The organism is Parvibaculum sedimenti (assembly GCF_009184905.1).
Taxonomy (GTDB): Bacteria; Pseudomonadota; Alphaproteobacteria; order Parvibaculales; family Parvibaculaceae; genus Parvibaculum; species Parvibaculum sedimenti.
Genome location: NZ_WESC01000011.1, coordinates 16,052 through 29,299 on the forward strand (window position 1 = coordinate 16,052; position 13,248 = coordinate 29,299).

The window sequence follows — 13,248 nt, forward strand, 5'->3', positions numbered from 1 at the left end:
GATATGGGATGGAGGGCCTTTCCGGATGGCGAGGCGGGGGCGCCCCCAGCCGCTCGGCTTCGGGGCGGTGGATAAAGCGGAAAACTTCCCAAACCTTTCTTGACAGGGGCGGGACCTTGACGTACCAACCGCGCACTCTCCGAACGGTTCAGCCGTTCGCGTCGGGGGTGTAGCTCAGTTGGTTAGAGCGCCGGCCTGTCACGCCGGAGGTCGCGGGTTCGAGCCCCGTCACTCCCGCCATTTTCTCCGAGAAATCGGATCGCCAACCGTATGGCGTTTCCGCATTGCACAATTGTCGCTGCAATGCGATCGGCTACCGCAACATCTGATAGCATAACGGTTTTTCACGTTGAACATGTTCAACGTGGGGTTTGATTCTGCGGTTGCGAGGGATATACTGCGCGCGGATTTCGACCGCTGTTCGGCATCAAACGAGTCGGCTGGGTTTCAGCTCGTTTGCGGCCCTTTGTGCTGGGCAGGGCGATTTGTGAGGACGACCCATGGAAGACCTGCTTCGCGAGTACCTGCCCATCCTGATCTTCATGGGCTTGTCTCTCGTGCTCGGTCTCGCTCTGCTCATCGCGCCTTTCCTGATCGCGCCGAGCAAGCCCGACTCGGAAAAGCTTTCCGCTTATGAATGCGGCTTCGACGCCTTCGACGATGCGCGCATGAAGTTTGACGTGAAGTATTATCTCGTCGCCATCCTTTTCATCATCTTCGATCTCGAAGTTGCCTTCCTCTTCCCGTGGGCGGTGGCTCTCGGAGATGTCGGCATGTTCGGCTTCTGGTCGATGATCGTCTTTCTCGGCGTTCTCACCATCGGCTTCACCTATGAGTGGAAGAGGGGAGCTCTCGAATGGGAGTAGGAACCGAGGCGGAGGCCGCGCCCGCGAGCGCCGGCGCCGTACCCACGATCAACGATCCGGTTTTCACCCAGATGTCGGACCAGCTGGCCGACAAGGGTTTTGTGCTGACCACCGTCGACGATCTCATCAACTGGTCGCGTACCGGCTCACTGATGTGGATGACCTTCGGGTTGGCATGCTGCGCCGTCGAGATGATGCATACCTCGATGCCGCGCTATGACAGCGAGCGATTTGGCTTCGCGCCCCGCGCCAGTCCGCGCCAGTCCGACGTGATGATCGTCGCGGGCACGCTGACCAACAAGATGGCGCCCGCGCTCCGGAAGGTTTACGACCAGATGCCGGAGCCGCGTTACGTGATCTCGATGGGATCATGCGCGAATGGCGGCGGCTATTATCACTATTCCTACTCCGTGGTGCGCGGCTGCGACCGGATCGTTCCGATCGACATCTACGTTCCCGGATGCCCCCCCACCGCCGAGGCGCTGCTTTACGGCATCCTCGCGCTCCAGAAGAAAATCCGCCGGACTGGAACTATAGACCGGTGATTTTCGTGAACCGGGCGGCCTTCCTGCTTCATGTGTGAAGCAGGAGCCGTTCACGAGTTTCGAGACTGCTTCGATGGATGGAAGTCTGACAGACCTCGGCGATCACATCCGCGCGAAACTCGCGGGTGCGGTCCTTGATGCCAGCACCGCATATGGTGAGCTGACGCTGACTGCGCAAGCCGCGCAGATCGTCGACGTGCTCACTTTTCTGCGCGACGATCCGGCATGCGCCTTCTCGACGTTGATCGACATCACGGCGGTCGACTACCCGCAGCGCGAGCGGCGCTTCGATGTGGTCTACCATTTGCTGTCGATGCAGAAGAATGCGCGCATCCGCATCAAGATCGAAACCGATGAGGAGACGCCGGTGCCGAGCACGGTGGGCGTCTATCCGGCGTCGAACTGGTTCGAGCGCGAAGCCTTCGACATGTATGGCGTGCTCTTCTCGGATCACCCGGACCTGCGCCGCATCCTGACCGACTATGGCTTTTCCGGTTATCCGCTGCGCAAGGATTTCCCGCTGACGGGCTATGTCGAGGTGCGCTATGACGACGACCAGAAACGAGTCGTCTACGAGCCGGTGAAACTCGTTCAGGAATTCCGTAGCTTCGACTTCCTGAGCCCGTGGGAAGGCACCGATTACGTGCTGCCGGGCGACGAGAAGGCGGAGACGAAGTCATGACCGAACAGCAGCTTCGCAATTTCAACCTGAATTTTGGCCCGCAGCATCCTGCGGCCCATGGCGTGCTTCGTCTCGTCCTCGAACTCGAGGGCGAGATCGTCGAGCGCGTCGATCCGCATATCGGCCTTCTGCATCGCGGCACCGAGAAGCTGATCGAAGCGAAGACCTATCTGCAGGCGCTGCCCTATTTCGACCGGCTCGATTACGTCGCGCCGATGAACCAGGAACATGCGTACTCGCTCGCCGTGGAGAAGCTCCTCGGCATCGAGGTTCCGCGTCGCGGCCAGTTCATTCGCGTCATCTACTCCGAGATCGGCCGTCTTCTTTCCCATCTCCTCAACGTCACCACGCAGGCCATGGACGTCGGCGCGCTGACGCCGCCGCTCTGGGGCTTTGAAGAGCGCGAGAAGATGATGATCTTCTATGAGCGCGCATCGGGCGCCCGCATGCATGCGGCCTATTTCCGTCCGGGCGGCGTGCATCAGGACCTGCCGCCGAAGCTCGTTCAGGACATCTACGACTTCTGCGACCCTTGCGAGAAAGTGCTCGACGATCTCGAGACGCTGCTCACCGGCAACCGCATCTTCATGCAGCGCAATGCCGATATCGGCATCGTGTCGAAGGAAGACGCGCTGGCCTGGGGCTTCTCCGGCGTGATGGTGCGCGGCTCGGGCATGGCCTGGGATCTTCGCCGCTCGCAGCCCTATGAAGTCTATTCCGAACTCGACTTCGACATTCCGGTCGGCAAGAACGGCGACTGCTACGACCGCTACCTTGTCCGCATGGACGAAATGCGCCAGTCGCTCCGCATCATCAAGCAGGCGATCGAGAAGATGCCTGAGGGGCCGGTGCATACGACCGACGGCAAGATGTTCCCGCCTTCGCGCGCAGAGATGAAGCGTACGATGGAAGCACTCATCCATCACTTCAAGCTCTATACCGAGGGCTATCACGTTCCCGCCGGAGAGGTTTATGCCGCCGTCGAAGCGCCCAAGGGCGAATTCGGCGTCTACCTCGTCTCCGACGGCACCAACCGGCCTTACAAGTGCAAGATCCGCGCGCCGGGTTTCGCGCATCTGCAGGCCATGGATTATCTCTGTCGCGGCCATATGCTCGCGGACGTTTCCGCTGTGCTGGGCTCGCTCGACATCGTGTTCGGCGAGGTGGATCGATGAGTGTGCGCCGTTTGGCTGCAAACCAGCCCGAGAGCTTTGCTTTCACGCCTGAAAATCTCGAATGGGCGAATGGGCAGATCGCGAAATATCCGTCGGGCCGACAGGCTTCCGCGATCATTCCGCTGTTCTGGCGCGCACAGAAGCAGGCGGGCGGCTGGCTGCCCGAGCCGGCGATCCGGCACGTCGCGGATCTGCTGGGCATGGACTATATCCGCGCCCTCGAAGTCGCGACCTTCTACACCATGTTCAACCTCTCTCCGGTCGGCGAGCATTTCGTGCAGCTTTGCGGCACGACGCCCTGCTGGTTGCGCGGCGCGGACGAACTGAAGGACGCCTGCCGCAAGCATATCGGCCCCGAAGGGCAGGTGAGCGCGGATGGCAAGCTTTCCTGGCTCGAGGTGGAATGCCTCGGCGCCTGCGCCAATGCGCCGATGGTTCAGATCAACGATGACTTCTTCGAGGATCTCGACGCGGCGAAGCTCGGCGAAATTCTGGAATCCCTGCGCGCTGGACGCGCGGTGAAGCCGGGCCCGCAGAACGGCCGGCACTCGTCGGAGCCGCTTGGCGGCCCGACGACCCTGACGTCATTCACGGAGACCAAGTGATGCTTCAGGACAAGGATCGCATTTTCACCAATCTCTACGGCCTCGGCGAAAAAGGGCTCGCGGGCGCACGCAAGCGTGGCGACTGGGATGGCACCGCCGGGATCATCGCCAAGGGCCGCGACTGGATCATCGATGAGATGAAGAAGTCGGGTCTGCGCGGCCGCGGCGGCGCGGGCTTCCCGACCGGTCTCAAATGGTCCTTCATGCCGAAGGATTCGGGCGGGCGTCCGCATTACCTCGTCGTCAATGCCGACGAGTCCGAGCCCGGCACCTGCAAAGACCGCGAGATCATGCGCCACGATCCGCAGAAGCTGATCGAGGGCTGCCTGATCGCGAGCTTCGCGATGGGTGCGCATGTTTGCTACATCTATGTGCGCGGCGAATTCATCCGCGAGCGCGAGGCGCTTCAGGCCGCAGTTGACGAAGCCTATGCGGCTGGTCTGCTCGGCAAGAACGCGGCTGGCTCGGGCTGGGATTTCGATCTCTATGTCCATCACGGCGCCGGCGCCTATATCTGCGGCGAAGAAACGGCCTTGCTCGAAAGCCTCGAAGGCAAAAAGGGCATGCCGCGTCTGAAGCCGCCGTTCCCGGCCAATATGGGCCTCTACGGCGCGCCGACGACGGTGAACAATGTCGAATCGATCGCCGTTGCGCCGACCATTCTGCGTCGCGGCTCCGACTGGTTCGCAGGACTCGGCCGTCCCAACAATACGGGTACGAAGATTTTCTCGATCTCGGGGCATGTGAATAATCCGTGCAACGTCGAGGAAGAGATGGGCATTCCGCTTCGCGAGCTCATCGAGAAGCATGCCGGTGGCGTGCGCGGCGGATGGGACAATCTGCTCGCAATTATCCCCGGCGGCTCCTCCGTCCCTATGATCCCGAAAGCGGTCTGCGACGAGATTCTGATGGATTTCGACTCGCTGAAGGCCGCGCAAACGGGTCTTGGCACGGCGGCGGTCATCGTCATGGACAAATCGACCGATCTCATCAAGGCGATCGCGCGCATCTCGGCTTTCTACAAGCATGAGAGTTGCGGTCAGTGCACGCCCTGCCGCGAAGGCACGGGCTGGATGTGGCGCATGATGGAGCGCATGGCGTCGGGCGAGGCACAGGTTTCGGAAATCGACATGCTTCTCGATGTGACGAAGCGCGTCGAAGGACACACGATCTGCGCGCTTGGCGACGCGGCGGCCTGGCCGATCCAGGGGCTGATGCGCCATTTCCGGCATGTGGTTGAAGAGCGGCTGACGACCCACAAGGGTGCCAGCACTCAAGTGGCGGCGGAGTAGGGGCATGCCCAAGGTTACAGTCGACGGCATCGAGGTCGAGGTCGAAGCGGGCGCAACGCTGTTGCAGGCCTGCGAGGCGGCGGGCGTCGAAATTCCGCGCTTCTGCTATCATGAGCGCCTTTCCATCGCCGGCAACTGCCGCATGTGCCTGGTCGAGGTCGAGAAATCGCCGAAGCCCGTGGCGAGCTGCGCCATGCCGGCCGCCGATGGCGCGGTTGTCCGCACCACGACGGAAGTCGTGAAGCGTGCCCGCGAAGGCGTGATGGAATTCCTGCTCATCAATCATCCGCTCGACTGCCCGATCTGCGATCAGGGCGGAGAATGCGATCTGCAGGATCAGGCCGTTGCCTATGGCACCGACGGTTCGCGCTATCACGAAAACAAGCGCGCCGTCGAAGAGAAGTATATGGGCCCGCTGGTCAAGACCGTGATGACGCGCTGCATCCAGTGCACGCGCTGCGTCCGCTTTGCCACTGAGGTCGCTGGCACACCGGAAATCGGCGCCATCGGCCGCGGCGAGGACATGGAGATCACGACCTATCTCGAGCACACGCTGACGTCGGAGCTTTCGGCCAATGTGGTCGATCTCTGCCCGGTCGGCGCGTTGACCTTCCGGCCCTTCGCCTTCACGGCGCGGCCTTGGGAGCTGCGCAAAACTGAATCCGTCGACGTGATGGATGCGGTCGGTTCGAACATCCGCGTCGATACGCGCGGCCGCGAAGTGATGCGCATTCTTCCGCGCCTCAACGAGGACGTGAACGAGGAGTGGATCTCGGACAAGACCCGCTTCATCTGGGACGGCCTCAAGACACAGCGTCTCGACCGGCCCTACATCCGCGAGGATGGCAAGCTCCGTGAAGCGAGCTGGGACGAGGCCTTCGCCGCCGTGGCCGCGAAGCTCAAGGACGCCAGGGCTGAGCGCATCGGCGCCATCGTCGGCGATCTTGCTGCCGCCGAAGAAATGAAGGCGCTGAAGGATCTCTGGGCGAAGCTTGGCTCCGCCAATATCGATTGCCGTCAGGATGGCGCGAAGCTCGGTGGCGCCCGTTCGAGCTACATCTTCAATTCGACGATCGCCGGCATCGAGCAGGCGGACGTCATCCTCATCATCGGCTCCGATCCGCGCCGCGAAGCGCCGGTTCTCAATGCGCGTATCCGCAAGCGCTTCCGTGCGGGCGGGCTGAAGGTTGGTGTCATAGGTCCGCGCCACGACCTGACCTATCCTTACGAGCATCTGGGCGCCGGCACGCAGACGCTCGGCGAGCTTGTCGCGGGCAAGGGTTTTGCCGAGGCGCTGAAGAGCGCCAAGAATGCCATGATCATCGTCGGGCAGGGCGCGCTGACGCGGAAGGACGGCGCCGCCGTTCTCGCCGCTTCCATCGCGCTGGCGAAGTCGACGGGCGCTGCCTTCAACGTGCTCCACACCGCGGCGGCGCGTGTCGGTGGCCTCGATCTCGGCCTCGTGCCGGGCGCAGGCGGCCGCGACGTCGCCGGCATTCTCGATGGCGCCTCGAAGGGCGAGATTGACGTGGTCTATCTTCTTGGCGCCGACGAGATTGACATGGAGAAGCTCGGTTCCGCCTTCGTCATCTATCAGGGTACGCATGGCGATGCGGGCGCGCATCGCGCCGACGTGATCCTGCCGGGCGCTGCCTACACCGAAAAGGCCGGCCTTTATGCCAATACCGAAGGCCGTGTGCAGCGCGGTCAGCGCGCGGCGTTCCCGCCCGGCGATGCCCGGGAGGACTGGACGATCCTGCGCGCGCTGTCGGGTGCTCTCGGCGCGACGCTCGCTTACGACAATCTCGAGCAGATTCGCGCGGCGATCGTTGCGGATGCGCCGCAGTTTGCGGAGATCGACATGGTGGTTGCGGCGGGCGACTTGCCGGATCTGCCTGCAGGCGAACTCGACGCGGCGCCTTTCGAGACGCCGGTGAAGGATTTCTATCTGACGAACCCGATCGCAAGGGCGAGCAAGGTCATGGCCGAATGCTCGGCACGGGTCGCCGCGACGAAACGCGTTCAGGCGGCGGAGTAAGGGCACATGGGCGATATTCTGACCACTTACGGCATCCCCCTCGCAATCATCGTTGCGCAGAGCCTCGGCCTGCTGATCGCGCTTCTGCTTTTCACCGCCTATATCCTGCTTGCCGACCGCAAGATCTGGGCGGCGGTGCAGCTTCGCCGTGGCCCCAACGTCGTTGGCGCCTTCGGCCTCTTCCAGTCTTTTGCCGACCTTCTGAAGTTCGTCTTCAAGGAAGTCGTGATCCCGTCGGGCGCGAACAAGGGCGTGTTCCTGCTCGCGCCGCTCGTCACCGTGGTGCTCGCGCTTTCGGCCTGGGCAGTCGTGCCGCTTGCCGACGGCTGGGTCGTGTCGAACATCAATATCGGCATTCTCTACATCCTCGCCATCTCGTCGCTTGGCGTTTACGGCGTCATCATGGCTGGCTGGGCGTCGAACTCGAAGTATCCGTTCCTCTCCGCGCTCCGTTCGGCCGCGCAGATGGTGTCCTACGAAGTCTCCATCGGCTTCGTGCTCATCACCGTGCTGATGACGGCGGGCTCGCTCAATCTTTCGGACATCGTGCGCGCGCAGGAAGGGCACTACGGCCTGCTCAACTGGTTCTGGCTGCCGCATCTGCCGATGTTCGTGATCTTCTTCATCTCGGCGCTGGCGGAAACCAACCGCCCGCCTTTCGACCTCGTCGAAGCGGAATCGGAACTCGTCGCCGGCTTCATGGTCGAGTATTCCTCGACCCCCTACATGATGTTCATGCTCGGCGAATATGTGTCGATCATCCTCATGTGCGCGATGACGACGATCCTCTTCCTTGGCGGCTGGCTGCCGCCGGTGAACGTTCTTCCCTTCACGCTGGTGCCGGGCGTCATCTGGTTTCTCATCAAGCTTTGCCTTGTCTTCTTCATGTTCGCCATGGTGAAGGCATTCGTGCCGCGCTACCGCTACGACCAGCTGATGCGCCTGGGATGGAAGGTCTTCCTTCCGATCTCGCTCTTCTGGGTCGTGCTCACGGCGGGCGTGCTCGTCGGCTTCGGCCTCGTGCCGCATCACGGTTGATCGGAAAGGACTGACAAATGGCTTCGGTCAATCAAGTAGCCCGGTCGCTCTTTCTGACGGAGTTCGTGACGAGCTTCTTCCTCGCCATGCGCTACTTCTTCAAGCCCAAGGCGACGGTGAACTATCCCTTCGAAAAGGGGCCGCTTTCTCCGCGCTTTCGCGGCGAACATGCGCTGCGCCGCTATCCGAACGGCGAAGAGCGCTGCATCGCCTGCAAGCTCTGCGAAGCGATTTGTCCGGCTCAGGCGATCACCATCGAGGCGGGCCCGCGCCGCAATGATGGTACGCGCCGCACGACGCGCTACGACATCGATATGACGAAGTGCATCTATTGCGGCTTCTGTCAGGAAGCCTGCCCGGTGGATGCCATTGTCGAAGGCCCGAATTTCGAGTTCTCCGTGGAGACGCGCGAAGAGCTCATGTACGACAAGGAACGGTTGCTCGCGAATGGCGATCGCTGGGAACGCGAGATCGCAAAGAACATCGCGCTCGATGCGCCCTACCGCTGAACCGAGAAACAGACAGAAGGCCGGACTTGAGGTTCGGCAAGGAATGAAGGACGAGGGGTCCAGATGATTGTTTCCGCCATCGCATTTTACGTCTTCGCGGCCATGGCCGTGGCGGCGGGGTTCATGGTGATCGCGGCGCGGAACCCCGTGCATTCGGTGCTGTTCCTGATCCTGACCTTCTTCAACGCGGCTGCGCTCTTCGTGCTGATGGGAGCGGAGTTCATCGCGCTGATCCTCGTCATCGTCTATGTCGGCGCGGTGGCGGTGCTCTTCCTTTTCGTCGTCATGATGCTCGACATCGACTTCGCGCAGCTGCGCCAGGGTTTCCTGCAATATCTGCCGATCGGCGGCCTTGTCGGCCTGATCCTGCTGATCGAGCTTCTGCTCGTCGCGGGTGCCTGGGTCATCACGCCGGAAGCGATGCAGGTTGCGGCGTCGCCGGCGCCTGCGCTCGAGCAGGCGGCGAACACCCGCGCGCTCGGCCAGATCCTCTATACGCAATATGCCTATCTCTTCCAGGCGGCGGGGCTCATCCTGCTCGTCGCCATGATCGGCGCCATCGTTCTCACGCTGCGTCACCGCGTCGATATCAAGCGGCAGGTGATCTCGCGTCAGGTCGGCCGCAAGCGGCATGAAGGCGTCGAGCTCAAGGACGTGAAGCCGGGCCAGGGAATTTAAGGGAAGCGGAACCTAACCATGGAAATCGGGCTCGGACATTATCTCACCGTCGCGGCGATCCTCTTCACGATCGGCGTCTTCGGTATCTTCCTCAACCGGAAGAACGTGATCGTCATTCTCATGTCGATCGAACTGATGCTGCTTGCGGTGAACGTCAATCTCGTTGCCTTCTCCGTCTTCCTGCACGACCTGACCGGTCAGGTCTTCGCGATCTTCGTGCTGACGGTTGCCGCGGCCGAGGCAGCCATCGGCCTTGCCATTCTTGTGACCTACTTCCGCAACCGCGGCTCCATCGCGGTTGAGGATGTCAATCTGATGAAGGGGTAGGGGACATGTACTCCGCCATTGTCTTCCTGCCGCTCGTCGGCTTCCTGACCGCAGGTCTGTTCGGCCGCTGGATCGGCGTTCGCGGGTCCCAGCTCGTGACCTCCGGTCTGCTTGTCGCCTCGGCAGCACTCTCGGTCGCGGCCTTTGTGAATGTCGCGCTTGGCGGCGTGACGGAACACGTGCAGATCCTGACCTGGATCGACAGCGGCTCCTTCGAGACCGACTGGCGCCTCAGGATCGACACGCTGACCTCCGTCATGCTCGTCGTGGTGACCTCGGTTTCGGCGCTCGTGCACATCTATTCGATCGGCTATATGAGCCACGATCCGCAGCAGCCGCGGTTTTTCGCCTATCTCTCGCTCTTCACCTTCGCCATGCTCGCGCTGGTGACGGCGGACAATTTCGTCCAGCTCTTCTTTGGCTGGGAAGGCGTGGGCCTCGCGTCCTACCTGCTGATCGGCTTCTGGTACCAGAAGCCGAGCGCGAACGCGGCAGCGATCAAGGCCTTTGTCGTCAACCGCGTCGGCGACTTCGGCCTCATCCTCGGCATCGCGACGATCTTCCTGATGGTCGGCTCGGTCGAGTTCGACACGGTGTTCAAGGCGATTCCCGGCCTGGCCAACAAGAGCTTCCTCTTCCTCGGCCATGAAGTGCCAGTGGTGACGACGATCTGCCTGTTGCTCTTCATGGGCGCCATGGGCAAGTCGGCGCAGTTCATGCTGCACACCTGGCTGCCGGACGCGATGGAAGGCCCGACGCCGGTCTCCGCGCTGATCCATGCCGCCACCATGGTGACGGCAGGCGTCTTCCTCGTCGCGCGCTGTTCGCCGATCTTCGAGTATTCGGAAACGGCACTCACCGTTGTGACCTTCATCGGCGCGACCACCGCCTTCTTCGCGGCGACGATCGGCCTCGTCCAGAACGACATCAAGCGTGTAATCGCCTATTCGACCTGTTCGCAGCTCGGCTACATGTTCGCAGCGCTCGGCGTCGGCGCTTATGAAGTGGCGATGTTCCACCTCTTCACGCATGCCTTCTTCAAGGCGCTGCTGTTCCTTGGTTCGGGCTCCGTCATCCATGCGATGGATGGCGAGCAGGACATGCGCAAGATGGGCGGGCTCTACAAGCTCGTGCCGGCGACCTATGCAATGATGCTCATCGGCACACTGGCGCTGACGGGCTTCCCGCTCACGGCGGGCTATTTCTCGAAGGATGCGATCATCGAGGCGACCTTTGCGGGCCACAACCCGGTGCATATGTACGCCTTCGGCATGACCGTTTTCGCCGCCTTCCTGACGTCTTTCTATTCCTGGCGTCTGGTGTTCATGACGTTCCACGGCACGTCGCGCGCGGACCATCACACGCTCGAGCATGCGCATGAATCGCCGCTCGTCATGCTCGTGCCGCTCATCGTGCTCGCCATCGGCGCGCTCGGTGCCGGCATTGTCTTCAAGCATTACTTCATCGGCGAGGGGCACGAGGCTTTCTGGCTGGAAGCCATCTATCGCGGCACGTCGAACCACATCATGCATGCGATGCACGAAGTGCCGGAATGGGCGGCCAATCTGCCCACGGTGATGATGGCGCTCGGCTTCGGTCTCTCCTGGTACTTCTATATCGCGCGTCCGGACCTGCCGGTCGAACTCGCCCGCACACAGGCGCCGCTCTACAAGTTCCTGCTGAACAAGTGGTATTTCGACGAGCTCTACGACTGGATTTTGGTGAAGCCGGCCTTCTGGATCGGCCGCACCTTCTGGAAGTTCGGCGACGGGCGGATCATCGACGGGATCGGACCTGACGGCGTGGCGGCCCGCGTTATCGACGTGACGCGCGGTGTCGTCCGGCTCCAGACCGGTTACGTCTATCATTACGCCTTCGCAATGCTGCTCGGCGTCGCGGCGTTGGCGACCTACTTCATGCTCGGGGGCGTCCACTGATGTCGATGATCAACGACGGAAACATCCTGTCGCTCGTTACGTTCCTGCCGGTGGTGGGCGCGCTGCTCATCCTCCTGTTCAGGGGCGACGAGGCGACTGTCGCGCGCAACGCGCGTTATGCGGCCCTCTGGACCACGCTCGCGACGTTCGTGCTGTCGCTCTACATCTGGTGGAACTTCGACGCCTCGACCGCGTCGTTCCAATTCGTGCAGAAGGTCGACTGGCTCGGCGGCGCGATCAGCTATCACATGGGCGTCGACGGCATTTCGGTGCTCTTCGTCATCCTGACGACCTTCCTGATGCCGGCCTGCATTCTTGCGAGCTGGAATTCGATCACCACGCGCGTGCGCGAATACATGATCGCGTTCCTTATTCTCGAAACGCTGATGATCGGCGTCTTCTGCGCGCTCGATCTGGTCCTCTTCTATCTCTTCTTCGAGGGCGGCCTGATCCCGATGTTCCTCATCATCGGCGTCTGGGGCGGCAAGCGCCGCATCTATGCGAGCTTCAAGTTCTTCCTCTATACGCTGCTTGGCTCGGTGCTGATGCTGCTCGCCATCATGGCGATGTATTGGGACGCGGGCACGACCGACATCCCGGCACTGCTCGCGCATGACTTTTCCTCGAGCATGCAGACATGGCTGTGGCTGGCCTTCTTCGCGTCCTTCGCAGTGAAGATGCCGATGTGGCCCGTGCACACCTGGCTGCCGGATGCGCACGTCGAAGCGCCGACCGCCGGCTCGGTCATCCTCGCGGGCATCATGCTGAAGATGGGCGGCTACGGCTTCCTGCGCTTCTCGCTGCCGATGTTCCCGGTGGCCTCGGCCGATTTCGCGCCGCTGATCTTCGCCCTGAGCGTCATCGCCGTCGTCTACACCTCGCTTGTCGCGCTGGTGCAGGAGGATATCAAGAAGCTCATCGCCTATTCGTCGATTGCGCATATGGGCTTCGTGACCATGGGCATCTTCGCGGCGACGCAGCAGGGCGTGCAAGGCGGCATCTTCCAGATGCTGTCGCATGGCTGGGTTTCGGGCGCGCTCTTTCTCTGCGTCGGTGTGATCTATGACCGCCTGCATACGCGCGAGATCGCGGCCTATGGCGGCCTCGTCAATCGCATGCCGCTCTATGCCGTCGCCTTCATGATCTTCACCATGGCCAATGTCGGCCTGCCGGGCACCAGCGGTTTTGTCGGTGAGTTCCTGACGCTTGTGGGGACATTCAAGGTCAACACCTGGGTGGCGTTCATCGCGTCCACGGGCGTGATCCTGTCGGCAGCTTATGCGCTCTTCCTCTATCGCCGCGTCATCTTCGGCGCGCTGGAGAAAGACACGCTCAAGAATATTCTCGACCTCAACATGCGCGAGGTCGTGACGCTGGCGCCGCTCATCGCAGCGACCATCTTCTTCGGCGTCTATCCGTCGCCCGTCTTCAACGTGACGTCGGTTTCCGTCGAGCACCTCATTGCCAACTACACCGCCGCTGTCGAGGCGCATCGGGTGGCTGAAGCGGGCCGAACGGCGCTCGACGCCCTGCACCTTATCGCTACGCGCTAGAAC

General features: G+C 62.0%; 13 protein-coding genes and 1 tRNA gene. All 14 read left to right on the forward strand.

Annotated elements, in window-relative coordinates:
* Positions 1–163: 163 nt before the first annotated feature.
* The 14 genes from F2P47_RS12625 (at position 164) to F2P47_RS12690 (ending at position 13,245) form a co-directional block, all read left to right on the forward strand.
* Positions 164–240: transfer RNA gene (locus F2P47_RS12625), tRNA-Asp, on the forward strand.
* A gap of 260 nt (positions 241–500) precedes the next feature.
* Entirely contained in the window at positions 501–866 is a 366-nt protein-coding gene (locus tag F2P47_RS12630) for an NADH-quinone oxidoreductase subunit A (RefSeq protein ID WP_152216732.1), read from the forward strand.
* Positions 857–1,411 carry a NuoB/complex I 20 kDa subunit family protein gene (locus F2P47_RS12635; RefSeq protein WP_152216733.1) on the forward strand — a complete coding sequence of 185 codons (555 nt, stop codon included), beginning with the start codon at positions 857–859 and terminating at the stop codon, positions 1,409–1,411. Before F2P47_RS12630 ends, F2P47_RS12635 begins: the two co-directional genes overlap by 10 nt.
* 73 nt (positions 1,412–1,484) lie before the next feature.
* On the forward strand, positions 1,485–2,093 hold the full coding sequence (locus F2P47_RS12640) for an NADH-quinone oxidoreductase subunit C (protein ID WP_152216734.1): 609 nt from the start codon (positions 1,485–1,487) through the stop codon (positions 2,091–2,093).
* On the forward strand, positions 2,090–3,268 hold the full coding sequence (locus F2P47_RS12645) for an NADH-quinone oxidoreductase subunit D (protein WP_152216735.1): 1,179 nt from the start codon (positions 2,090–2,092) through the stop codon (positions 3,266–3,268). The genes F2P47_RS12640 and F2P47_RS12645 overlap by 4 nt, the downstream gene beginning before the upstream one ends.
* Positions 3,265–3,873 (forward strand): NADH-quinone oxidoreductase subunit NuoE, encoded by a 609-nt coding sequence (nuoE, locus tag F2P47_RS12650; protein ID WP_152216736.1) that lies wholly within the window; start codon positions 3,265–3,267, stop codon positions 3,871–3,873. Before F2P47_RS12645 ends, nuoE begins: the two co-directional genes overlap by 4 nt.
* Entirely contained in the window at positions 3,873–5,165 is a 1,293-nt protein-coding gene (nuoF, locus tag F2P47_RS12655) for an NADH-quinone oxidoreductase subunit NuoF (protein ID WP_152216737.1), read from the forward strand. Before nuoE ends, nuoF begins: the two co-directional genes overlap by 1 nt.
* Positions 5,166–5,169: 4 nt before the next feature.
* Positions 5,170–7,203, forward strand: a complete 2,034-nt coding sequence (gene nuoG, locus F2P47_RS12660; protein WP_152216738.1) for an NADH-quinone oxidoreductase subunit NuoG — start codon at positions 5,170–5,172, stop codon at positions 7,201–7,203.
* 6 nt (positions 7,204–7,209) lie between these two features.
* Positions 7,210–8,241 carry an NADH-quinone oxidoreductase subunit NuoH gene (gene nuoH / locus F2P47_RS12665; protein ID WP_152216739.1) on the forward strand — a complete coding sequence of 344 codons (1,032 nt, stop codon included), beginning with the start codon at positions 7,210–7,212 and terminating at the stop codon, positions 8,239–8,241.
* A 17-nt stretch (positions 8,242–8,258) separates the two neighbouring features.
* Positions 8,259–8,750, forward strand: coding sequence for an NADH-quinone oxidoreductase subunit NuoI (gene nuoI / locus F2P47_RS12670; RefSeq protein WP_152216740.1), 492 nt, complete (start codon positions 8,259–8,261; stop codon positions 8,748–8,750).
* Between the two features lie 63 nt (positions 8,751–8,813).
* Complete coding sequence (locus F2P47_RS12675; protein WP_152216741.1) at positions 8,814–9,428, forward strand: NADH-quinone oxidoreductase subunit J; 615 nt, start codon at positions 8,814–8,816, stop codon at positions 9,426–9,428.
* A gap of 18 nt (positions 9,429–9,446) precedes the next feature.
* Positions 9,447–9,755, forward strand: a complete 309-nt coding sequence (gene nuoK / locus F2P47_RS12680; protein WP_152216742.1) for an NADH-quinone oxidoreductase subunit NuoK — start codon at positions 9,447–9,449, stop codon at positions 9,753–9,755.
* Between the two features lie 5 nt (positions 9,756–9,760).
* Positions 9,761–11,692 carry an NADH-quinone oxidoreductase subunit L gene (nuoL, locus tag F2P47_RS12685; protein ID WP_152216743.1) on the forward strand — a complete coding sequence of 644 codons (1,932 nt, stop codon included), beginning with the start codon at positions 9,761–9,763 and terminating at the stop codon, positions 11,690–11,692.
* Between the two features lie 8 nt (positions 11,693–11,700).
* Positions 11,701–13,245 (forward strand): NADH-quinone oxidoreductase subunit M, encoded by a 1,545-nt coding sequence (locus F2P47_RS12690; RefSeq protein ID WP_152216820.1) that lies wholly within the window; start codon positions 11,701–11,703, stop codon positions 13,243–13,245.
* Positions 13,246–13,248 lie beyond the last annotated feature (3 nt).

Excerpts from the sequence above, each read along its gene's own strand:
- F2P47_RS12635 (WP_152216733.1), top strand. The coding sequence starts at position 857 with ATGGGAGTAGGAACCGAGGCGGAGGCCGCGCCCGCGAGCGCCGGCGCC.
- F2P47_RS12640 (WP_152216734.1), top strand. The coding sequence starts at position 1,485 with ATGGATGGAAGTCTGACAGACCTCGGCGATCACATCCGCGCGAAACTC.
- nuoF (WP_152216737.1), top strand. The coding sequence starts at position 3,873 with ATGCTTCAGGACAAGGATCGCATTTTCACCAATCTCTACGGCCTCGGC.
- nuoG (WP_152216738.1), top strand. The coding sequence starts at position 5,170 with ATGCCCAAGGTTACAGTCGACGGCATCGAGGTCGAGGTCGAAGCGGGC.
- nuoK (WP_152216742.1), top strand. The coding sequence starts at position 9,447 with ATGGAAATCGGGCTCGGACATTATCTCACCGTCGCGGCGATCCTCTTC.
- nuoH (WP_152216739.1), top strand. The coding sequence starts at position 7,210 with ATGGGCGATATTCTGACCACTTACGGCATCCCCCTCGCAATCATCGTT.
- nuoE (WP_152216736.1), top strand. The coding sequence starts at position 3,265 with ATGAGTGTGCGCCGTTTGGCTGCAAACCAGCCCGAGAGCTTTGCTTTC.
- nuoI (WP_152216740.1), top strand. The coding sequence starts at position 8,259 with ATGGCTTCGGTCAATCAAGTAGCCCGGTCGCTCTTTCTGACGGAGTTC.
- nuoL (WP_152216743.1), top strand. The coding sequence starts at position 9,761 with ATGTACTCCGCCATTGTCTTCCTGCCGCTCGTCGGCTTCCTGACCGCA.
- F2P47_RS12645 (WP_152216735.1), top strand. The coding sequence starts at position 2,090 with ATGACCGAACAGCAGCTTCGCAATTTCAACCTGAATTTTGGCCCGCAG.
- F2P47_RS12675 (WP_152216741.1), top strand. The coding sequence starts at position 8,814 with ATGATTGTTTCCGCCATCGCATTTTACGTCTTCGCGGCCATGGCCGTG.
- F2P47_RS12630 (WP_152216732.1), top strand. The coding sequence starts at position 501 with ATGGAAGACCTGCTTCGCGAGTACCTGCCCATCCTGATCTTCATGGGC.